This is a genomic window from Kineosporia mesophila, from assembly GCF_021129235.1.
Lineage (GTDB): Bacteria > Actinomycetota > Actinomycetes > Actinomycetales > Kineosporiaceae > Kineosporia > Kineosporia mesophila.
On the sequence record NZ_JAJOMA010000009.1, the window covers coordinates 241,028 to 265,463 of the forward strand.

Genomic DNA, 24,436 nt, shown 5'->3' on the forward strand with positions numbered 1-24,436 from the left:
GGTTCAGGCATTCCTTCCGTGGGTGGCCAGCTTCTCGAGGTCCCGCACCCAGGCGTTCGCGAGGGCACCCATGACGGACGAGGACGGGCCTCCCGGCCCCGCACTCCAGCGGGCGGTCAGTTCGGGTCCGTCGGGGCCGTCCAGCACGCGGACGATGACACTGAGCGGGAACGGGTCGGGGATGCCGGAGTTCCAGTCGGCGAACAGGGTCTCGTCCTCCGGGGCGACCGCCCAGTCCCGGTCCGTCCCGCGGGTCAGCCGGCCCACGTAGTTCAGGTAGACCGTGGGATGAGGTGCGGCGGCCAGCACCGGGGCGGTACGGGGGTTGAGGAAGCGGAGCAGGCTGTAGTCCGTCCCACCATCGGGAATCCGGGTCATCAGGTCGTGGACCGCGGTCACGGTCTCGTCCGTCGTCGGACGGGCCTCGAGCAGGAAGGGGTGGATGTCGGCCATCCAGCCGACCGTGCGCGAGAGGTCGGCGTCACCGAGGACATGTTCCTGACGGCCGTGTGTCTGGACCGCGACCAGCACCCTGGACCGATCGAGGGTCTGGGCGAGCGCGGCGAGCAGGATCTCGTCGACGCCCACCCCGAAAGAGGCCGGGACCCCGGAGAGGAGAACCGCCGTGGTTGTCGGTGGGAGCGTCACGGTGACGGCCTGCTCCGAGTTCGTCGCTTCGTCCACCCAGTTCACCGGAACCGCACGATCCAGCAGGCCCCGCCAGAACGGTAGCCGGGCCTCGGTCTCCGGAGCGTTGGCCAGGGTTTGAAGAGCACCGGCCCACTGGCTGAACGGGACCGGGACGGGAACCGGCCGGGCCTGACGGACCAGGGCTTCGAGGTCTTCGAGCAGGATCGACCAGGAGACCCCGTCCACCAGCGCGTGGTGCACGATCAGCAGCAGCCGGCCCGGTGCCCCGTCTCCCGCATCGAGCCAGACGCAGCGCACCATCCGGCCGGCCTCCGGGTCCAGCTCGTCATCGGCCTCGGCCGCCAGGCGGGCCAGTTCGTCGGAGGCGATCTCCTGGGCATCGACCCGGCGCACCCAGTTTCCGGCGTCCACGCTGCCGGGCGGGGTGATCGCGAGGGTCCAGGCGATGTCGCCGTCGGCCGCCCCGTCCGTGCGCACCAGGCGCGCTCTCAGCACCTCGTGGTGATCGGCCAGAGCCTGCAAAGCGTTCACCAGGATGGACCGGTCCAGCCCGGCGGGGGTTCTCAGCAGCACCGGGGAGGAGAACGTGCGGAACAACGCCGGCCCCTGGCCCCGGGCCGACAGGAGCGCCGGGGTCGGGGGAATCACCGGTGCCGGCTCGTCCACCCGGGCCGGCTCGTCCACCCGGGCCGCCGGGGCGGGCGCCCCCTTGCGCTGCACGACCGGGGCCAGCGACGCCGGGGTGCTGTGCCCGAACACCAGGCGCGGCGTGACCGTGAAGCCCGCGGCCCGGACCCGGGTGACCAGGCGCATGACCATGACACTGTCGCCGCCGAGCCCGAAGAAGTCCTCGTGCGGGTCCACCTGGTCCAGGCCGAGCACCTGGGCGAAGACAGCGCACAGGGTTTCTTCGATGCCCTCGGATGTTGTCCGCGCTTCCTCAGAGGCTGGGAGAGCACGGGGCGCCGGGCCGAACTGCGGCGTGTTCAGGTTCAGTTCGCTGAGGGGCGCCTTCGCGTCCGCGGCGACGGTCTGCAGCACACCGGGCATCCACGCCGCGATCCTCTCGGCCGTGGACCGGTCGAACAGATCGTCGCTGTAGGCCAGCCCGAGACTCAGCCCGCCGTCCGGCGTCTCGACGAAGTCGAAGGACAGGTCGAACATCGAGATGGTGCGCCCCAAGGGTTCCGGGCTGACGCGCACGCCGTCCAGGTCCAGTTCGTCCCGCGTGTCCGTCGCCGCCAGGTACACGACCATCACCTGGAACAGCGGGTGGCGGGACAGTTTCCGCGGCGGGCTGACCGCGTCCACCACCCGGTCGAACGGCAGGTCCTGGTGGTCGTAGGCATTCAGGTCGCTCTCCCGCACCCGGCCCAGGAGCTCGGCGAACGACGGGTCGCCCGACAGGTCGGTGCGCAGCACCAGCGTGTTCAGGAAGAACCCGACCAGGTCGTCGAGCGCCCGGTCGGCCCGGCCCGAGACCGGGCTGCCGATCGGGATGTCCTCGCCCGCCCCCAGCCGTTGCAGGGCCGCGGCCACGGCGGCCCGCAGCACCATGAACAGGCTGACCTCGTGCGCCCTCGCCAGCGCCTTCAGCCCGGCGAGCACCTCGGCACCGATGAGCGTGTCGACGATCCCACCGGTGTGCGACGGCTCGGCCGGACGGGGCCGGTCGGCCGGCAGGACCAGCTCGTCCGGCAACCCCGTCAGAGCCTGCTGCCAGTAAAGACGTTGCTCGGCGGCAGGACTGGCCGGGTCGGACTCCTCACCGAGCAGGTCGCGCTGCCAGAGCGTGAAGTCGACGTACTGCACGGGCAGCGGCACCCAGTCCGGGCCCTGCCCGGCCGTGCGGGCCCGGTAGGCGGTGGACAGGTCGCGGGCCAGGGCCCGGCCCGACCCCTCGTCGGTCGCGATGTGGTGGATGAGGAACTGCACCACGTGCTCGTCCGGCGCGTGCCGCACGACCGTCACCCGCAGCGGTGTCTCCCACTCCAGGTCGAAGGTGTACGAGGCGGCCTGGTGCAGGACGTCCGGCCTCGGGCCGGTCACGTCGAACGACACGGGTGACGCGCCGGGGGCCAGCACCCGCTGCACCGGATTCTCGCCGTCCGTGGCCACGATCGTGCGCAGCACCTCGTGCCGGGCCACCACGTCGTCGATCGCCGCCCGCAGCGCGGCCAGGTTCAGCGGACCGGTCAGACGCCAGGTGATCGGCAGGTTGTAGGTGGGGCTGGGCCCCTCGACCTGACCGATCACCCACAGGCGACGCTGGGCGTACGACAGCGGCGGGGCGTCCGGTCGGTCGTAGGCCCGCAGGGCCGGACGCGCGGACGCGGCGGTCGGCAGGGTGCGGGCCAGCCGGGCGACGGTCGGGTTCTCGAAGACCGTGCGGGGGCTGATCTGGACGCCGAACTCCGAGCGGACCGTGGCGCACATCCGCAGTACGAGCAGCGAATGCCCGCCCAGGGCGAAGAAGTCGTCGTTCGTGCCGAGCTCGGCCACACCCAGCAACGGCTTCCAGATCTCGCTCAGGCGTTGCTCGGTCGCACTCGCCGGCTCCGAGAAGACCACCGTTTCGTCGCGTTGCCGCGATGGTGTGGGCAGGGCCGACCGGTCGAGTTTGCCGTTCGGGGTGAGGGGAAGAGCATCCAGCGCCACGAAGGTACTGGGAATCAACGCCTCTGGCAGGACCTCCCGCAGAGCGTTCAGATCCGCCGCCGCGCCCACCAGATATCCCACCAGCCTCTGGTCCTGCGGCCCGGCCTCGTACACGCTGACCACGGCCTGCGTGATCCCGCGCTGGGCCCGGAGCGCGGCCTCCACCTCCCCCGGCTCGATCCGCACACCGCGCAGCTTGACCTGACCGTCGAGGCGGCCCAGGAACTCCAGCGTCCCGTCGGGCCGCCAGCGGGCCTGGTCACCGGTGCGGTAGCGGGTCCCGCCGTAGGGGTCTGTCACGAAGCGCTCAGCCGTCAGTTCCGGGCGGTTCAGATAGCCCAGCGCCACCTGGACGCCACCGATGAACAGTTCACCGGGTACCCCGATCGGCAGCGGTTCCCCGGCCGGGTCCAGGACGTACAGGCGGGTGTTGCGTACCGGGCCGCCGATCGGCACCCGGTCCCGTCCGGCGAGTCCTTCCAGGGTGCAGTGGTACGCGCTGACGTCGACCGCGGCCTCGGTGGGCCCGTAAAGGTTGTGCAGCTCACCGGGCAGGGCGTTCAGGGCCTTGCGGGCCAGGTCGGCCGGCAGCTCCTCACCGGAACAGATCACCCGGCGCAAGGACTCGCTGCTGCCCGCCGACATCAAGAAGGCCGCCAGCATGGACGGGACGAAGTGCGCCGTGGTGACGCCCTGCTCGTCGATCACCCGGCGCAGGTAGGAGGCGTCGCGGTGTCCTCCGGGCCGGGCCATCACCAGCCGGGCGCCGGTGATGAGCGGCCAGAAGAACTCCCAGACCGACACGTCGAACGAGGCCGGTGTCTTCTGCAGCACCACGTCGTCCGCACCGAGTCCGAAGCGTTCCTGCATCCAGGTCAGCCGGTTCACGATGCCCCGGTGGGTGTTCGGCACCCCCTTCGGCTGCCCGGTCGAGCCGGACGTGTAGATCACGTAGGCCACGTCGTCCGGGGTGGGAGCCTCCAGCAGCGCGCCCTCGGCGAAGGCCCAGTCCTGCGGGGCGTCCAGGGACAGGACGAGCGCGCCCGGCCGGCTCGGTAGCTGCGACCGCAGGTGGCGCTGGGTCAGCAGCACCGGCAGCGCGGCGTCGGAGGCCAGGAACTGCAGCCGGGCCGCCGGGTAGTCCGGGTCGAGCGGCACGTACGCCGCGCCGGTGCGCAGAATGCCCAGCAGCCCGGTGGCCAGCTCCACCGACCGCTCCACACAGATCCCGACCAGGGTGCCCCGCCCGACCCCGTTGGCCGCGAGCACCGCCGCGATCCGGGCGGCCTCCTCGTCCAGCTCGGCGTAGGTGAGGTCGCGCTCCTGCGACCGGACCGCCACCGCGTCGGGCGTGCGGGCGATCTGGGCGTCCACGAGGCTCGCGAGGGTGTCCGGGGTCAGCGGCGCGTCCGTCGCGTTCCAGCCCGTCAGCACCTGCTCCCGCTCCCCGGGGGCGAGCACGTCGACCCGGCTGACGGGGAGGTCCGGAGCCTGGGCGACACCGGCCAGCAACCGGACGAGACGGTCGGCCAGCACCTCACCGCTCGCCGGGAGCAGCACGTCGGTGGCGAACTCCAGCCGCACGCTGATCCCGTTCCGGGATGCCTGGTCGGCGAAGGTCACCGCCAGGTCGAACCGGGGTGTGCCGGGTTCCGGGTCGATCCAGGTGACCGGGCCACCGAGCAGGTCGACCTGGTCGTCGGGCCGGTGGTGGTAGCCGGCCAGCACCTGGAACAACGGGTTGACGCCCGGCGTCCGGCGCGGGTTGAGCGCGGCCACGACCTCCTCGAACGGCACGTCCTGGTGGTCGAACGCGGCCAGGTCGGTGCGGCGGGTACGGCCCAGCAGGTCACGGAACGTCGGGTCGCCGGTCAGGTCGGAACGGATGACGAGCGTGTTGACGAAGAACCCGACCAGGCCCTCCAGCGCGGCGTCGTTACGGCCGGCGACGGGTACGCCCAGCGGGATGTCGTCGCCGGACCCCAGCCGGTGCAGCAGGGCCGCGACGGCGGCGTGGGCCAGCATCGACATGCTGGTGCCGGTGGACGAAGCCAGGGCCCGCAGCCCGCGGGTCACCTCCGGCGGCAGTTCGCGGGTCACCCGGCCGGCCCGTCCCTCACGCACCGGGGGGCGGAGACGGTCGAACGGCAGCGGGATCTGCTCGGGCAGCCCTTCCAGGCTCTCTGTCCAGAACCGGATGTCCTCAGCGGTGTCGAGCACGTCGCGCTGCCAGAGGGTGTGATCGGCGTACTGCACCGGCAGCGGGTCCCAGCCCGGTGCCTGTCCTTGGAGGCGGGCCGCGTAGGCGGTGTCCAGGTCGGTCAGGAGCGGGCGGTCCGACCACTCGTCCGTCGCGATGTGATGCAGCACCAGTACCAGCACGTCGCCGTCCGGTCCCCGCAGAACCGTTGCGCGCAGCGGGATGTCCGCGCCCAGGTCGAACCGCCGGGCGGCGAGGTCCGTGATCCGGGCCTGGACCTCGTCCGGTGCGCAGTCCTCCACCGCGACCCGGGCGTCCACCCGTTCGAGGATCTTCTGCGACGGCTCCCCCGCGACGACATCGACCACGGTGCGCAGGATCTCGTGCCGGTCCAGCAGGTCACCGAGAGCCGCGCGCAGTGCTTCCAGATCGAGGCGCTGCGCGGTGCGGAACGCGATCGGGTAGTTGTACGCGGTGTAGCCCTCGGCTCCGTCGAGCGCCTCCACCATCCACAGGCGGCGCTGCGCCGGGGAGAGCGGGATCCGGTCCGGGCGTTCGCGGGCCGTCAACGGTGGCCGGGAGCTGGTGGGGGCCTGGGCCTGCCGCTGCTGTACCCGGGCGGCCAGGGCCTCGACGGTCGGGGCGTCGAAGAGGTCACGGATGGCCAGGTCGACCGCGAGTTCGGCCCGGGCCTGGCTGATCACCCGGGTGGCGAGGAGGGAATGGCCTCCGGCAGCGAAGAAATCGTCGTCGGCCCCGATGTTCGGCAGACCCAGGACATCGGCGAACAACGCGGCCAGGGTCTCTTCCAGCGGGGTGGCCGGGGGCCGGCCGGTGCTCAGGCCCGCTGGGGCGTCGGCCGGGGGCAGCGCGGCGACATCCAGCTTGCCGTTGGAGGTACGGGGAATGCTCGGCAACGGGATGAACGTGGCCGGCACCAGGTAGTCGGGCAGCACCGCGCCCAGGTCGGAGCGGAGCCCGGCGAGCAGGGCGGCTGCGGCGCGGGCGGTGGCCGGGTCGTTCGTGAGGACGCGGGCAGTGACGTTCGTGGAGGTGGACGGGAAGGCGTCAGTCCCCCGCACGAAGATCGCGACCAGCTTCCCGGGTTCGATCGGGTCAGGGGTCAGCGCGGCCTGATACCCACAATCATCCGCCAGCAGGTAAATGTCGTCGGGATCCACACCCGCCTCGGTTGCCGCGAGACGTGCGTCCACCATTCCCGTCACCCGCAACTTCTCCGGCCGGCGTTCGCGCAGAAGGTTCTCCAGGTCACCCTCCCACGCGACGACCTCCGCCTCCAGCGGTTCCGCCGCCCCTCGCCGCACCACCACGTCGTACCGGTGCCGCGTGAGCTCGTTCCGGCTGCGCCCCCGCTTGACCCGCACGCTCACGGCCAGGTCGTTTTCGGTGGCCAGGTCGTGGAAGAAGTCCGGCGAGACCACCAGTTCCTTCTCCAGCAGCACCCGCCGGTCGACGGCGGCACCGATCCGGGTGGGATCGGCGCCGGGACGCGCGGTCTCGATCTCGGTGGCGAAGGTCCGCAGCCGTCCCAGGTCCCGCACGTCACCGACGAAGAGCGATCCACCCGGGGTGAGCAGGTCCAGGGCCGCGTGCAGCACCGACCGCAGGTAGCCGGCGCTCGGGAAGTACTGCGCCACCGAGTTGATGACGATCGTGTCGAAGAAACCGCGCGGCAGGCCCTCGGTCTGGTGAGCGCCCAGGTGCCGCAGCTCGACCCGGCCGAATCGATCCGGATCGGTGGCCAGGTCGGCCCGCAGCTTGGCGATGACCGGGGCGGCGAAGTCCGTGGCCCAGTACGCCTCGCAGTCCGGGGCCAGCGGCCCCAGCAGCAGGCCGGTACCGACACCGATCTCCAGCACCCGCCGGGGTTTCAGGGCGCGGATGCGGTCCAGCGTGGCCTCCCGCCATTCGCGCATCTGCGCCGTCGGGATCGGCTGGCCGTCGTAGCTGGAGTCCCATCCGGCGAAGTCCTCGTGCAGCACGGCGGTGGGGATCCGCTCGTACTCGTCGCTGTAGATCTGGTTCCATTCCCCGACCTGGTCGTGCTCGATCAGGGCCACGGCGTCGGCCTCGGGACGGGCCGGGACCAGATAGGCGACGAGCCGTTTCGAGCCGGGCGAGGTCGGGTCGTCGACGGCCACGACAGCCGACTGGCTGACGCCGGGATGGTGGTCCAGGGCCGCGCTGACCTCACCCAGTTCGATGCGGTGCCCGCGGATCTTGATCTGGTCGTCGGTGCGGCCGAGGAAGTCGAGGTTGCCGTCGCCGGGCCGCCGGACGACCAGGTCACCGGTGCGGTACATGCGACCGCCGAGGATCTGCGGGTCGGCCACGAAACGGGTCGCGGTCAGGCCGAACTGGTCGAGATAGCCGCGGGCCAGGCCGTCACCGGCAATGTAGAGCTCGCCCGGAACGCCGTCGGGCACCGGACGCAGCCAGCGGTCGAGCACGTACACGGCGGTGTTGCGGATCGCCCGCCCGACGGTCGGGGTGGGGCTGTTGGTGGTCGAGGCGCCGAGCGTGTTGATCGTGTACTCGGTCGGCCCGTAGAGGTTGTACCCGAACGTGCCGTCGGTGGTGCGCAAGCGGTTCCAGAGTGCGTCGGGCACGGCCTCCCCGCCGAGCATGACCAGCGGAGGGCGGTGACGGTCACGGCCGGAGTCGAGCAGCCCGGCTTCGAAAAGGTGCGCGGCATAGGTCGGCGTCACGTTCACCACGTCGATGCGGTGCTCGTCGCAGTACGCGACCAGGCCCTCGGCGTCGCGGCGCAGGTTCTCGTCGCAGATGTGTACCTCGTGGCCCTCGACGAGCCACAGCAGCTCTTCCCACGACATGTCGAACGCGAACGAGACCGTGTGGGCCACCCGCAGGCGCCGTCCGTCCACCGAGGCGACGGCGGGCACGAAGATCTCGTCGCGGTGGTTGAGCCACATGTTCGTCAGGCCGCGGTAGGGCGTCACCACGCCCTTGGGCCGGCCGGTCGAGCCGGAGGTGTAGATGACGTAGGCCGGGTGATCGAGCCGGTCCTGGCGACCCCGTGCGAAACCGCGCAGTTCCGCGTCCGTCAGTGAATCGTCCTTCAAATCGTCCATTGCCGCGGCCACGGCCGGATCGTCAAGAACCAGACCTTGAGGGACGTCGTCGTCCCCCACCAGATATCGCGCAGTCGCGCGGGTGGTCACCAGCACGGACGCCCCGGCGTCCTCGACCATCTCCATCAGCCGGGCCGGCGGGTGGTCCAGCTCCAGCGGGAGGTACGCGGCCCCCGTGCGCAGCACGGCGAACAGGGCGACGACCATGTCGACCGTGCGGCCCAGTCCCAGGGCCACGACCGTCTCCGGACCGGCGCCTCGCGAGATCAGCAGCCGGGCCATCCGGTTCACCCGGCGGTCCAGCTCGGCGTAGGTCAGGCGCTGCTCGCCCAGCACCAGCGCCACCCCGTCGCCGAGCTGCCCGGCCTGTGCCTCCAGCAGGTCGCTGATGCTCTGCGTGCCGATCGGTTCCGACGGTGCGACAGCGGCTTCCAGCGCTGCCCGTTCCCCCGGCAGCAGCAGGTCCAGCGACCCCACCGGGGCGTCCAGATCGGCGACCAGCGTGGCCACCGTGGCCAGCAGCCGCTCGAACAGGGCCTGGGCCCGGTCCGCGGTGACCACGTCGGTGCGGTACTCCAGCCGGGCCGTGATCCGGGCGCCGGGGAAGAGCACGAACGTCAGCGGGTAGTGCGTGTGGTCGATGCTGCCGCCGCCGACGATGCCGTGCTGCCGGCTGGTCTCGTCGTTGGCCACCTCGTCGATGAAGTTCTGGAGCACGTAGAGGGTGTCGAACAGCACCGGATGCCCGGCTGCGCGCTGGATCTCACCCAGGCCGAGGTACTCGTGGTCGAGCAGGTCGAGCCGGTCGCCGGACAGGCGGTGCAGCAGGTCGCCCACTCTCTCGGCCGGGTCGAGCCGCGTGCGCACCGGCACGGTGTTGAGGAACAGGCCGATGACGTCGGCGCAACCCTCCAGCTCGGCCGGGCGACCGGCCGTGGTGGTCCCGAAGACGATGTCGTCCGAGCCGGTCTCGGCCGACAGCACGAGCCCGAGCGCGGCGTTGAAGATCGTGTTCAGGGTGATGCCGTGCCGGCGCGCGGCGGCGCGGGCGGCGGCCGAGGTGGTCTCGGGCAGCTCGGCGGTGATCCGGGCCGGCGGTACCGGCGGCAGGCCCCGGGCCGCCGGGACGACCAGGGTGGGTCCCTCCAGGCCGGACAGGTTCCGGCCCCAGGCCGTTTCGGCCGCGGCGGTGTCCCGTTCCCGGAGCCAGAGCAGGTAGTCGCGGAAAGTACCGGTGACCGGCCGGGCCGTTCCGTCGCGGTACAGCCCGAGCAGTCCCTCGACGACCAGGGCACCGGACCAGCCGTCCCACAACAGCACCTGCCGGTTGATCACCAGCCGGGACCGGTCGGGCCCCAGGTGCAGCACGATCAGCCGGAACAGCGGGGGCCGGGTGACGTCGAACGGGAGTTCCCGGTCGTCGGCCGCGATCCGCTCGGCGGCCTCCCGCTGCTGCTCACCGGACAGCCCGGACAGGTCGATATCCTCGACCGGGGGCGGCAGTTCGCTGACGACGACCTGAACCGGCTGCGGCAGGCCCTCACTGAGGAACCCCACCCGCAGCACCGGGTTGGCCGCCATCAGGGCGGTGGTGGCGGCGCGGAGCCGGGGGACGTCGAGGCGGTGGTCGAAGTCGAACCAGAACTGGGCCGTGTACGCGTCGCTGTCCGGGTCCAGGGCGTGCTGGAAGTACAGGCCCTCCTGGAGCGGCGACAGGGGCCAGACGTCGTCGAACCCGCCGGGGAAAGCCTGACGGACGCGGTCGGTCTCGGTCGGTGAGAGCGGGACCAGGCTGGGGTCGGCCAGGTCCCGCAGGGCCTGGGCGTAATCACCGGCCAGGCGCTCGGCCTCGGCGGGCTCGACGACGGTGGACAGGTAGGTGAAGGTGGCGCGCAGAACGGTTCCGGCCGGGGTGGGCAGCGCCACGGCGTCCACACTCAGCACGTGCCCGACGCCCAGGCTCGGGTCGGGGGTCGCCGACAGCGCGTCGACCTCGGCGGCGGGGCTCCAGTCGGCGTCGGCGTCCGTCCCGAACCGGCCGAGGTAGTTGAACAGCACCTGGGCCTGCCCGGCGCGGGCCAGGGCCGGGCCGGCCAGCGGACTCGCGTACCGCAGGAGCCCGAACCCGGTCCCCCGGTCCGGCATGGCCCTGACCCGGGCGGAGACATCGGCCAGGGTGGCGCGGGCATCGGCGCCGACCGCGGCCAGGCGGACCGGTGCGAGGCTGGTGAACCAGCCCACCGTGCGGGACAGGTCCACGCCGGGGGTGATCTCTTCCCGGCCGTGACGTTCCAGGTCGACGAGCAGGTCGTCGCCGTTCAGGGCCAGACGCAGACCGGTCAGCAGGACGTCGGTGACCTCGGTGCCGGTGGCCGTGGGGACGTCGTTGAGCAGGGCCGCGGTGACGGCGGGTTCCAGGTCGACGACGACGGTGCGGGTGTCCGCCTCGACGCCCGTCGGGACCCCTGCGGGGACGCGGAACGGGTTCGCTCCCGGGGCCAGGGTTTCCAGCCAGTGCGGGAGTTCGGCCAGGCGGGCCGGGTCGGCGGCACTCTGGGCGACGATCTGGCTGAACGCCCGGACCGAGGTGCCCACCGGATCCAGCTGCGGTGACTCGGCCCCGTAGGCGGCGGCGAGGTCGTCCAGCAGGATGCGCCAGGAGACGCCGTCCACGACCAGGTGATGGATGACGAGCACCAGGCGTCCGGGCTCGTCCGGGCCGGCGTCGAGCCAGACGGCCTGCACCATCTGGCCGGCGTCGGGGTTCAGACGCCCCGCGGCCGCGTCGGAGGCCTCGGCCACGGCGGCGCGCCGACCAGCCTCGTCCAGGCCTGCCACGTTCATTCGATGGAGGGCGGTTTCAGCTGCTGCGGAATCAATCTCGAGGAGCCATACCCCGGGAGCCGGACGCCGAAGTCTGGCGCGCAGGGCGTCGTGGTGCCGGATCAGGGCGGTCAGGGCCGACCGGAGCAGGGGTTCGGTCGCTCCCACCGGAGTCCGGACCACCAGCGCCTGGTTGAAACGGTTGATCTCGCCGCCCAGTTCGGCCAGGCGGGCCACGATCGGGGGCGGGGTGATGATGCCGGTGGACGCAGTCACGGCCTGCGCCCGGGGGGTTTCGGTCCTGGTGACGGTTCGCTCCGCCACCAGGCCCGCGAGCGTCGCCGGGGTTCGCTGCGTGAACACCTCGCGCGGAGTCAGCGTCACACCCTCGCGACGGGCGCGGTTGACCAGCTGGATGGCCAGGATGCTGTCGCCGCCGAGGGCTAGGAAGTCGTCGTCCACGCCCACCTGGTCGACGCCGAGCGTGGCCGCGAACACCGTGCACAAGGTCCGCTCGATGTCGTTCCCGGCACTACGTGACAAGGTTTCGCGGTTCGGGTCGGGTTTCGGCAGAGCGGCGCGGTCGAGCTTGCCGTTACTCGTCAGCGGCAGCGCGTCCAGGGCGACAACCGCTGCGGGCACCATGAAGTCGGGCAGGGTGGCGGCGGCCCGGGTCCGGATCGCGGCCGGGTCGGCCCCTTCCCCCGCCGGGATGACGTAAGCGATGAGCCGACGACGGCCGGTGCCGTCGTCGTCCGCCAGCACCACCGCCGTGCCGACCGTGGGATCGGAGGCGAGCACCGCCTCGATCTCACCCAGCTCGATCCGGAAACCGCGGATCTTCACCTGGTCGTCGGCCCGGCCCTGGTACTCCAGCGAACCGTCGGGACTGCGCCGGGCCAGGTCGCCGGTGCGGTACATCCGGTCACCGGGAGCCCCGAAGGGGTCCGGGACGAACCGGGTCGCGGTCAGACCCGGGCGGCCCAGGTAACCGCGGGCAAGCTGGGCTCCGCTCACGTACATCTCGCCGGTCACGCCGTCCGGGACCGGGACCAGGTGATCGTCCAGCACGCGCACCCGCAGGCCGGACAGGGGTTCGCCGATACCTGTCGTGCCCGACGATCCCACCGGCCGATGGGTGACATGCACGGTGGTCTCGGTGATGCCGTACATGTTCACCAGTGCGGGCTTTTCGGGGTGCTGCTCGAACCAGGGCGCGAGCCGTCCGGTGTCCAGCGCCTCCCCGCCGAAGATCACCAGACGCAGGCTCAGGCCGGCCCGGGTCCGGGTGCTCTCGTCGGTCAGGAGGGCGAACGCGGACGGGGTCTGGTTCAGCACGGTCACGCGCTCACGCCGCAACAGGTCGAGGAACTGGCCCGGGGCGCGCGACACCTCGTGGTCGACCACGACCAGGCGACCGCCGTACAGCAACGGTCCCCACAGCTCCCACACCGAGAAGTCGAACGAGACCGAGTGGAACAGCGTCCAGACGTCGTTCGCATCGAACCCGAAATGCTCCTGCGCGTCGGCGAACAGGCGGATCACGTTGCGGTGCGGGACGAGAACGCCCTTGGGCCGGCCCGTCGACCCGGACGTGTAGATGATGTAGGCCAGGTTGGCCCCCTCCGCCCGGGAAACCACCGGAGCTTCTACGGAGAGCGCCTCGACCACCCGCGGGTCGTCCAGCGCGATGGTGGCCACGCCGGGCAGGGTGTCGCGGGCCTCGAGGGTGGTGACCGCGCAGACCGGGGCGGCGTCGCGGATCATGAACGCGATCCGCTCGGCCGGGTAGGAGGCGTCGATCGGCAGGTAGGCGCCACCGGCCTTCAGCACGGCCAGCAGGGTGACAACCAGGTCGGCCGATCGCGGCAGGGCCACGGCCACCACGGTTTCCGGGCCGACTCCGCGGCGGGCCAGCAGACCGGCCAGGCGCCCGGCGCGCTCGTCCAGCTCGGCGTAGGTCAGGTCGGTGTCGCGCCAGCGCACGGCCACCGCGTCGGGCGTGCGGCGGGCCTGGGCCTCGAACAGTCCGGTCAGGGAGCTGTCCGCCGGCTCGGGCACCGCGCCGATCGGCCGGGACGGGTCGGTGACGATCTCCTCCAGCAGCGCCGCGAACCGGTCGGCCAGACCGGCGACCACCCCGTCGTCCAGCACCCCCTGCCGGTAGCCGAAGGTGATGCGCAGGCGCTCGCCGGGGATGACACGCACGGTCAGCGGGTAGTGCGTGCCGTCGAAACCGTCGACGGCCTCCAGGGCCGGGCCACCCGGCGGGATCAGGGTGGACGCGTCGAACGGGAACGACTCCAGCACCAGGAGGCTGTCGAACAGCTCCCCGTCGGCCCGGGACTCCGCGGGGGCCTGGGCCAGGATGTCGGCCAGGCCGAGATGCTCGTGGGCGAACATCCGGCCCTGGGCCACCTGGAGGTCGGCCATCAGCTCGGTGAACGACGTGGCGGCGCTGACCTTCGCCCGCACCGGCACCGTGGTGACGAACAGGCCGATCATCGTCTCCACCCCGGGCAGACCCGGCGGACGGCCCGACGACACCGCCCCGAAGACGACGTCGTCACGGCCCACCGCCCGCGACAGCAGCACGGCGTGGGCGGCCCGCAGCACGGTGCTCAGGGTCAGGCCCCGGCGCCGGCCGAGCGTCACGAGGCGACCGGTCAGTTCCGGGCTGATCTCGCGATCCACGGCAGCCGAGAGGTTTCCGGCGCGTCCGGGGGCCAGGAGCGTCGGCCCCTCCAGCCCGGCCAGTTCCGAGCGCCAGGCCTCACGGGCGGCCTCCTGGTCCTGGGTCCGCAGCCAGTCCAGGTAGTCGGGGTACGGACGCGGCGAGGGCAGGGCCTTCGCCCGGACCGGGCGCACCGCCAGCTCGAACAGCTCCCGCAGCATGAGCGGCATCGACCAGCCGTCCAGGATCACGTGGTGGGCCGCGACCGCCAGCCGGGCCCGGTCCGGGCCGGTGCGGACCCAGAGGAAGCGCACCAGGGGCGGGGCCGCCAGGTCGAAACGGGTCGCTCGGTCGGCCGCCACCAGCCGCTGCGTCTCGGCCTCGCGTTCGGCATCCGGCCAGGTGGACAGGTCGGCGACCGTCCACCGCGGTTCGGCGTGCGGCGCGATCACCTGAGTCAGGGTCGCCTCGCCCTCACCGTCGGTCAGCACGGCCGCCCGCAGCAGGGCGTGCCGGCTGACGAGGATCCGGGAGGCGGCCTGCAAGGCGGTCACGTCGAGATCGGCACCGGACAGATCGAGCACGAACTGGATCACGTAGACGTCCGGGGCACCGTCGCCGTCGGCCAGACGCTGGAACACCAGCCCGGACTGGGCCGGGGACAGGGGCCAGGTCTGCGGTTCCGGAAGCGCGACGTCCACCGACGCGTCCGGGGCGACCACGTCGTCCTCCATCAGGCTGGTGTGACCGACCGTTGCGGCCACCGCGGCCAGACCGGCGACCGTGGGCGTGGCGAAGACGTCGGCCAGGCCGATCGTCACGCCGGCCGCAGCGGCGCGGGTGACCACGGAGAACGCGAGAATGCTGTCGCCGCCACGCTGGAAGAAGGAGTCGTCGACCCCGACGTCGTCCTGGCCGAGCACGCTCGCGAAGACGTCGCGCAGCACGGTCTCGACCTCACCGGACGGCCCCCGCGACGGGACGGTCGCGGCGAACCCCGGCGCGGGCAGGGCTTTGCGGTCCAGCTTGCCGTTGGGGGTCATCGGCAGTCCGGGCAGCGTCACGAAGGCCGCGGGCACCATGTAGCCGGGCAGACGGCCGGCCGCGTACGCCCGCAGCTCCTCCTCACCGGCCGACGTCACCACGTAGGCCACGAGAGCCTTTCCGGCGGGCCCGTCCTCCCGCAGCACCACGGCACTGGCGGCGACCGACCCGTGCCGGTCCAGCACGGCCTCGATCTCGCCCGGCTCGATGCGGTAGCCCCGGATCTTCACCTGATGGTCGCTGCGGCCCTCCAGCAGCAGTTCACCGTCAGGCATCCAGCGGGCCAGGTCACCGGTGCGGTACAGGCGCTCGCCGTCGCCGAAAGGACTGGCCACGTAGGCCGATGCGGTCAGTTCCGGACCGTCCAGATAGCCGTGGGCCACCCCGGTGCCGGCCAGGTAGAGCTCTCCCAGCTCACCGGCCGGTACCGGCATCAGGGCCCCGTCGAGCAGGTAGACCCGCATGTTGGGCAGCGGGCGACCCACCCGGGGCCGTCCGGTGTCGCCCGGGCGCACCGCGCCGGTCGTGGCCCAGACAGTGGCCTCGGTCGGGCCGTACAGGTTGATCAGACGGTCGAAACGCTGGGTCATCTCCTGGGCGAGGGCCGGGGACAGGGCCTCACCGCCGCTGAGGGCCCGCACACCGGGATACCGGTCGGGCGCGGCGTCGAGAACCGTGCGCCAGCGCGACGGCGTCGCCTGCGCCAGCGTGACCGTACCGGACCCCAGCACCCGCGCGAGGTTCGAGGGGTCGCGGCCGTCGTCGCCCTCGACCAGGTGGATCGACGCACCGATCGTCAGCGGCGCCAGCAGCTCGACCGTGCTCGGGTCGAAAGACAGCGTGGTGCTGGCCATCACCCGGTCGTCCGGGACCATCCCGATCGCATCGATCATGGACGCCAGGAAGTTCGACAGCGAGCTGTGGCCCACCACGATGCCCTTCGGGTGCCCGGTCGATCCCGAGGTGTAGATCACGTACACCGGGCTGTCCGGCGCCGTCACCGGCGGCCAGGGCGCCGGATCGACCGTGGAGTCACGGGTTTCACCGGTCAGTACCACCCGGGTACCGGGCCCGACCGGGAGTCGGCCGGCCAGTTCCGCCGTCGTGACCAGCACCGGCGGGTCCGCCTGCGCGAGCATGTAGGCGAGCCGGTCGTCCGGGAACTCCGGGTCGAGCGGCAGGTAGGCCGCACCCGCCCGGGAGATCCCGGCCAGGGCGATGACCAGGTCGGCCGAGCGGGGCAGGGCGATGCCGACGATCGAGGCCCGGCGCACCCCGAGACCGGCCAGACGCCGGGCGAAAAGATCAGCCTCATGTGCCAGTTCACCGTAGGTGTAGGTGCGTGAGGCCGTGACCAGCGCCGTCCGGCCCGGTTCGGCCTGCGCCCGGGCCAGGAACTGCGTCACCCAGGGCTGCGTCGACTGCTGACCCCGGGTGTCGTTGAACTCCACCAGCACCTGCTCGCGTTCGGCCGGGCTCAGCAGGTCGAGCTGCGCGACGCGGTCGTCCGGGCGGGCCAGGGCCTGGTCCAGGACCCGTTCCAGCCGCGGCCCGATCCGGGCGGCGAAGTCCCCGGAGACCACGGCCGGGCGGTAGGTCGTCTCCAGTTCCAGAGCCCCACCGTCACCGCCCAGTTCGGCCACCACCATCAGCGGGAACTGCGCCGTACCGTTGGGCAGGGACCGGCGCTCGCCGCGCAGCCCGCTGCCGTTCAGGGCCGTGGCGGCCGGCGTCCGCACCGCGAACATGGTGCTGAACAGGCTGGAGACGCCGTCGGACCGGTCCGGGTTGAGGTCGCGGGCCACGTCGGCCAGATCGACGTCGGCGTGGGCGAAACCGCCCCGGCAGACCTCGACCGTGCGCGCCACGAGCTGCGCGAACGTATCGGCCGGGGCGACCTTCAGCCGCAGGCAGAGCGTGTTGCCGAAGTATCCGATGACCCCCTCGGACGCCGGGTCGTCGCGGTTGACCACGGGCGAGCCGACGGTGAGATCCGTGGCCGCGCCGGTGCGGTGCAGCAGGGCCGTGTACGCCGCCAGCAGCACCATGAACGGCGTCGCCCCGTGCTGCGTGGCGAAGGCCCGCACGCGGTCGGCCGTCTCGGCGGGGAGCTGGTGCACCAGCTGCCGGCCCTCGTCCACCCGTCCCGCGTCCACCGATTCACCGGGCGCCGGCAACGCCACCGGATCAGGCTGGGGTGCCAGCTGTTCGCGCCAGTAGGCCAGGCCGGACGCGGACGCGCCGGCCGGCGCGGCGTCCAGGTAGGAGACGGTCGTGGTGCCGGACGGATCGTCGTAGGCGCTCATCAAATCTCCGAAGAACACGTCCCAGGAGCCGTCGTCCCAGGCGATGTGGTGCGCGGCCACCGCGAGCAGATGCCGTTCCCCACCGAGCCGCGCGACGGTCACCCGCAACGGGGACTCGGTGGCCAGGTCGAACGGTGTGCGCGCCACCTGCCGGGCGATGTCCCGGGCCGCGTCCTCGCTCGCTGCGTCGACCTGGAGCCAGCCCGGTTCCAGGTTCTCGTGGGGCACCTGCTCCAGCTCCCCGTCCGGCGTGACCCGGTAGGTGGTGCGCAGGATCTCGTGCTTCCGGGTGACCGCGAGCAGGGCCCGGTGCAGCCGGTCGGCATCCAGCTCCCCGGTCAGCTCGAAGGCCGCCGAGATCGTGTACGCGGCGCTGGAGGGGTCGAGCCGCTGCAGGAACCACATCCGGCGCTGCCCGGCACTGAGCGGGAACCCGCTACCGGCCGCGCGCGGCGGGCGGGACCGCGGGACCTCCTGCGTCAGCTGCTCGGCCTGCAGCCGGCGCCTCAGCAGTTCCCGCCGACGCTGTGCCAGTGTGCTGGAGTCGGTGCTCGCCACGATCAGTTCCTTCCGGTGGTACGAAAGTCGGGGTTCAGGCGCCGAGACGGCTGCGCAGTTCCCGCTTGTCGATCTTGCCGATGGGGGTCAGCGGCAGCTCGTCCACGACCGTGAGCAGGTCGGGGAGCATGAAGGCCGCCAGGCCGCGCTCCCGCAGGAACGCCTTGATCTCCTTGAGCTTCAGCGCCGTGCCGGGCACCAGAACCACCACGGCACGCACCTTCTCGCCGACCCGCTCGTCCGGTGCCGCGATCACCGCGGCACCGGTGACCGCGCGGTGGGCCAGCAGGTGTTCCTCGAGCTCCCCGGCCGAGACGTTCTCGCCGCCCCGGTTGACCACGTCCTTGATCCGCCCCTCGACCACCAGGTTGCCCGAGGGCGTGCGCCGCACCAGGTCACCGCTGCGGTAGAAGCCGTCGGGGGTGAAGGCGGTCGCGTTGTGCGTGGCCGCCCGGTAGTAGCCGCGGATCGTGTACGGGCCCCGGGTGAGCAGCTCGCCCACCTCACCGTCCACCACGTCGAGGCCGTCCTCACCGACGATGCGGACCTCGTCGGCCCCGGCCAGGGCGCGGCCCTGGGTGGTGAAGGCGATCTCGTCGTCATCGTCCAGGCGGGTGTAGTTGAGCAGCCCCTCGGCCATGCCGAACACCTGCTGCACCTGCGTGCCCAGTACCGGCGGAATACGCCGGGCCAGCTGGGCATCCAGCCGGGCCCCGCCCACCTGCAGCAGTCGCAGGCTGCTGGTGTCGGGCTTCTCCCAGTCGGCGGCGTCCACCCAGATCCGGGCCAGGGCGGGCACCAGTGCGGTCACCGTCACCCGTTCCCGCTCGATCAGCGCGAAGGCCGCCTCCGGGCCCGGCGACGGGCACAGCACCACCCTCGCTCCGACGCCCAGCGCCCCGAGAAGGCCCGGGCAGGCCAGCGGGAAGTTGTGCGCCGCCGGCAGGGCCACCAGGTAGGTGTCGGCCGCCGTCAGACCGCACAGGGCGGCGCTGGCCGCGGCGTTGTAGGCGTAGTCCCAGTGGGTGCGCGGGATCAGCTTGGGCTTGCCGGTGGTGCCGCCCGAGATCAGCAGCACCGCGATGCCCGCGGGGTCGGGCGGCGGCAACGGCCCGGCGCTCTCGACCGGAAGATCGCTGATCGCGGTGAACGGCCCGGCCTCTCCCGCGACCAGGACGTGCCGCACCGAGGGAACGTTCGCGTGGATCTGCGCCGCCAGCTTCCGGTGGTCGAAACCCTCGTGGCTGTCCGGGATCGCGTAGGCCACGGCCCCGGACAGCTCGGCCAGGTGCTGGATCTCGACCCGCCGGTGGGCGGGCAGGGCCAGCACCCCGATCGCCCCCAGCCGCAGCAAGGCGAACAGCAGCGTGACGAACTCGATCCGGTTCGGCAGCTGCACCAGCACCCGGTCGCCCGCGCCGATCCCCAGCCCTTGCAGCCCGGCCGCCAGATCATCGGCGGCCCGGTCCAGTTCGGTGTAGGTCAGCACGGCCCTACCGGAGGACGAGGTGCCCACCACCGCTGTCCGGTCACCGAAGTCGCGGGCCCACCCGCGCAGGCGCTCGCCCAGCGGCTCGCCGCGCCAGTAGTTCTCCCGGACGTAGCGTTCCGCGAACTCGGGAGGGAAGGTCACCCAGTCGGACTCGATGCTCATGACCGGCCTCCACGGGTGTCCGGTTCCTGGAGCCGGGTCTCGATCTCGTCGTCGGACAAGCCGGCGATCTCCCAGACGATGGCCGCGATTCGTTCCAGGCGACCGGGTTCGGTCTCGTTCAGGGCCCTGGCGAACGTGGCGGTCGTGGGGGCACCGAAGAGCAGACGGACGCTCGGGGCGGACGAGTCGAGCTCCTCGCGCAGTCGGGCCACCAGGCGGGTGGCCAGGACCGAGTCGCCGCCCAGGGCGAAGAACTCGTCGTCGATCCCGAATCCGTCGGTCCCCAGGATCTCCTGCCAGGCGAGCAGGATCACGCGTTCCAGATCGGTGCGGGGCCCGGCTGCACCGATCTGCCGTTCGGCGCTCTCCCGTTCGAGAAGGGCTGCCGCCGCCCGCCGGTCGATCTTCCCGTTGGCGCTCAGGGGAAGGGCCTCCACCCGGACCATCCGATCCGGCACCATGTGGGCCGGCAGGAGAGCGCCCAGGGCATCGCGAATTTCCCGCGGCTGCTCATCGGCCACGACGAGCGCGCCCAGAGAAGCCGGTTTCCCGGGGACCAGCACAGCCACCCCCGCCCTCACGCCGGGAACCGCACTCAGCGCGGCCTCGACCTCGCCGAGTTCCACCCGGAACCCACGGATCTTGACCTGGTGGTCGGCCCGGCCGAGGAACTCGACCGTACCGGCGGGCCGATACCGGGCCAGGTCCCCGGTGCGGTACCAGCGTTCCCCGTCGTACGACACGAACCGGTCGGCCGTGCGGTCCGGATCGCCCCGGTAGCCCAGGGCCACGCCCGGACCACCGATCCACAGCTCGCCGGTGACGTGGTCGGGGCAGTCGCGGCCCAGGGCGTCGACCACCCGCAGCCGCACGTTGCGCAGCGGGGTGCCGTAGGGCACGCAGGTCCAGCCGGGATCCACCACGGCGTCGCGGATCTCGCAGATCGTGGAGTGGATCGCGGTCTCGGTGGTGCCACCCAGGGCCAGGAACCGGGCCCCCGGGACGGCCGACGCCAGCCGCGCGGGCAGGTCGGTACCGATCCGGTCCCCGCCGAGCAGCACCGCCCGCAGGCTGTCGCCCAGCGGCACCCCGGAACTCAGCACCAGGTCGAGCACGGTCGGCACGCAGTTGAGGATCGTCACCCCACCGGCGATCAGCCCGGCCCAGACGGTGGCCTCGCGGCGGGACTCCTCGTCCACCAGCACCACCGCCCCTCCGGCCGACAGCGGGGCGAAGACGTCGAACACCGACAGGTCGAAGTCGAGCGCCGACACCGCCAGGGTGCGGTCGTCCGGGCCGATGCCGAGCCGGTCGACGAGGTCGTCGATGGTGTTCATCGCGGCCCGGTGGCTCACCTCGACGCCCTTGGGCGCTCCGGTCGAGCCCGAGGTGAAGAGCAGATAGGCAGCCTCGTCCAGCCGCCCGTCCCCGGCCGATACCCCCTCGTGATCATGCAAACCTTCCCCGGTGGCGACCGAGGCCGGCCAGTTCTGCGGGAGCGACGTGATCGCGACCTGGATACCGGCCGTCTGCGCGATGCGGGCGATCCGGGCCGGCGGCTGCTGCACGCCGACGGGCACGTAGACGCCCCCGGCCGCGAGAACGCCCATCACGGCCACGATCTGCTCGGGCCCCTTGGGCAGGTGCACGCCGACCGCGTCGCCCGGGCGCACACCCCGGGCGATCAGGGCACCGGCGGTGCCCCGGGCCTGGTCCGCCAGGGCACCGTAGGAGAGCTCACCCCCGGGCCAGACCAGCGCGGCCCGGTCCGGGTACTGGGCCGCCTGCTCGAAGAACCCCTGGTGCAGCAGCCGTTCCGAGGTCGGGCCGGGATTGACCGGACGCTGAGCCGGGTCGGTGAGGTTGCCGACGGGCGCCTGCCAGGTGCTGCCGTCGGACAGCCCTCGCACCAGGTGCTCGAACGCCGAGAACATCGCGTCGACCACGCCAGGCGCGAAGGTGTTCTCGCGGATGTCCCAGTTGATCAGCAGCCCGCCGTCCAGCTCCGTGACCTGGGCGTCGAGCAGCACCTGGGGGCCCTGCGAGATGATCCAGACCGGCCGCCCGAACTGCTCGCCGACCGACGCGTCGAACAGTTCACCGAGCCCGAGGGCACTGGTGAAGACCATCGGCGCGAGCACCGGTTCGCCCTGCTGCCGGCCGAGGTCACGCAGGACCTCGACCCCGGAGTAGGCCGCATGGGCGGCGTCGGCGTGCAGGCGGGTCTGTACACCGCGGGCCCGTTCGGAGAAGGGGACGCGGTCGGTCAGGTCGATCTCCAGCAGGACCGAGCTGGTGAAGTCACCGATGATGCGCCCGACGTCGGGGTGCAGCTGTTCCCGGTCGAACAGGGGCACGTTGAGCAGGAACCGGGACTGGCTGCTCCAGGCCCCGAGCACCTCGGCGAACGCGGTCGCGACGGCCATGGCCGGCGTGACGCTGTGGCGCCGGGCCGTCTGCGCGAGGCTCTCGCGGGCCTCGGGCGACAGGCGGAAGTGCCGGCGCGAGACCTTCGGTGTCCCGAGGCCGGGCGGGGCGAGCGGTAGCTGCGGTGCCCCCGGCAGGCCGGGCAGGCGGTGCTGCCAGGCCTCGCGGCCACGTTCGGCGGCCTCCCGGTGGCCCGGCGCGTTCTCCTCGCGGTAGCGGCGGTAGCTGTAGTCGATGTGGGCCGGCAGCGACTCCGGGCCCTGGCTGTAGGCCTGGGCCAGGTCGGCCAGCAGGATGCGGTAGCTGACGGCGTCGGCGGCGACCATGTCGACGTCGAGGTGGAACCGGGTGCGGCCGCCGGGCAGCAGACTCAGGACGGTCGCGAGGAGCTCTCCCCGCTCGATGTCGAGCATCTCGTGCGAGAGCCGGTCCCGGACCGCCTCCAGACGCTCCCCGACCTCGTCCTCCGGCAGGTCCCGCAGGTCGTGCACGTCCAGCCCGCGCCAGCCGGAGGTCTCCTCGACGATCTGCGCGCCGTTGTCCGTGACCCGGGTGCGCAGGGCCGGGTGCCGCACCACGACCCGCTCGATCGCGGCGGCCAGACGGTCCGGCTCGACATCGTCACCGTCGAACTCGGTGAACAGGTGGGCCGCCACGCCGCCGTAGGTCTGCGCGGTGCTGCGCCCGATCCAGTAGGCGTGCTGCATCAGGGCCAGGGGGAACTCGTCGCCGGTCCCGGCCGGTACCGCCAGTGGTTCCGGCGCGACGGGCACGGTGCGGCGGTCGGCCAGCAGCTTGTACCAGCCCTCCACCGTGGGGCTCTCGGCGAGCTCGGCGAAGCTCACCTGGATGCCCTCGCGCCGCCACTGCCCGACCGCGGTGATCAGGGCGATCGACTCCAGGCCGAGTTCGAACAGGTTGTCGTCGTCGCCCACCTCGGCCGGGTCTTCCTCGATCAGGCCGGCCACGGTCCGTCGCAGAGCCTCCAGCCCGTTCTCGGCCTGTTCGCTCCCGGCCGGTACCAGGAACCGGCTGATGCTCCGCAGTTTCTCCCGGGTCTCCTCCAGTTCCCGCTCCGGGCGGGAGGCCCCGACGATACCGGCCCCGGCCCGCAGCCAGGTCTGTCCGTCCCGCCGGAACACCGTGCGCAGCACCAGGGCCGCATCCAGGGCCCCGTCGCTCGTGGTGTTGACCACCGCACCGCTGTACACCCCGCGCGGCTGCTCGTACTCACGGATGGCCTCCAGCGCAGCGGCCTTCGGCACACCGGTGGCGGTGATGGCCGGGAACACCACGGCCAGCGCCTGCCAGGCGTCCCGGCCGGCGGCCAGGCGCCCACTGACCCGCGAGGCCAGGTGCTGCACGCTGCCACGCTCCAGCACATTCATGAACTCGTCGACGACCAGGGTGCCGCTCTCGCACAGGGGCCGCAGCTCGTCCTGGGCCGCCTGCACCGAGATGGCGTGCTCGTAGATCTCTTTCGGGTCTCTCAGCAGTGCCTCCCGGCGACGGCCGTCGGCCTCGGCGGAACCCTCGAGCGCCGCGGTACCGGCCAGCGGCTGCGTCGAGATCCGGCCCTGCGCCGAAACCTCGACCACGGTCTCGGGACTGAACCCGACCGCGGCCAGGTTCCCGATGTCGATCAGGAACGACCGGGCCGGGGTGTTCCCGCGGCGTCCCTGCTCGTAGGTCGCGGCCAGGTCGATCTCACCCTGCACCGGAACGGCCCGCGAGACGATGACTTTCCGCAGACGGCCGGCGTGGATGTCCGCCACGGCCCGGGCGACCTGCTGCTGGTACCGGTCGGCCTCGTGGTCCAGGTCGGCGAGCATCTGCGGCCGGCCCGTGATTAGGGTCCCGCTCTGCCCCAGAAGACTTTCCAGCGCTTCCAGTTCCGGAACCGTGCGAGCCCGCAACCGGGCGCCCTCCGGCTCGAACCGGATCTCCTGAGCAGGAACGATCAGGTGCACCAGCGGGTCCGGCGTGACCGGGCCGGCCAGCCCGTAAGCCCGGGGGCCCAGCTCGAACCCCGCCCACCCGCAGGCCCGCCACCCGGGCACCGGAAGAGCAGCCAGCACCTGGGCCAGACGGCTCAGCGGCTCGTCGCCCACCGGTTCCGACGTCCACCCGAGACCGTCCACCCACCAGCGGATCTCGTTCCAGTGCAGGACGACCTCGGCGAGCGCGCCCGACCCGCACAGCCAGGCGCCGTCCTGCTCGTAGACGGTCACCGGCCCCTGGGCCTGACGGGCGAAACGGGTGGACGCCTCGATCGGGTCTCCCCCGAAAGGAACCGTGCGTTCCTGGTAGCCGACCGGGACGCTCACC

Annotated in this window: 3 protein-coding genes; all 3 read right to left on the minus strand. The window is 72.3% G+C overall.

Annotated features, from left to right (window positions below):
• Positions 1-3: 3 nt before the first annotated feature.
• From LR393_RS15295 to LR393_RS36450, 3 genes are read right to left on the minus strand one after another with little or no spacing between them, the layout of a single operon-like run.
• A complete protein-coding gene (locus tag LR393_RS15295) occupies positions 4-18,027 on the minus strand; it encodes a non-ribosomal peptide synthetase (RefSeq protein WP_231484583.1) in 18,024 nt (6,007 codons plus the stop codon).
• Between the two features lie 34 nt (positions 18,028-18,061).
• A complete protein-coding gene (locus LR393_RS15300) occupies positions 18,062-19,681 on the minus strand; it encodes a (2,3-dihydroxybenzoyl)adenylate synthase (protein WP_231484584.1) in 1,620 nt (539 codons plus the stop codon).
• The gene (locus LR393_RS36450; protein WP_231484585.1) at positions 19,678-24,435 is read right to left on the minus strand and encodes a salicylate synthase; all 4,758 of its coding nucleotides are present in this window, start codon (positions 24,433-24,435) and stop codon (positions 19,678-19,680) included. Before LR393_RS36450 ends, LR393_RS15300 begins: the two co-directional genes overlap by 4 nt.
• Position 24,436: the final 1 nt, after the last annotated feature.

Coding starts and splice junctions, on each gene's coding strand:
- LR393_RS15300 (WP_231484584.1), bottom strand. CDS start 19,681: ATGAGCATCGAGTCCGACTGGGTGACCTTCCCTCCCGAGTTCGCGGAA.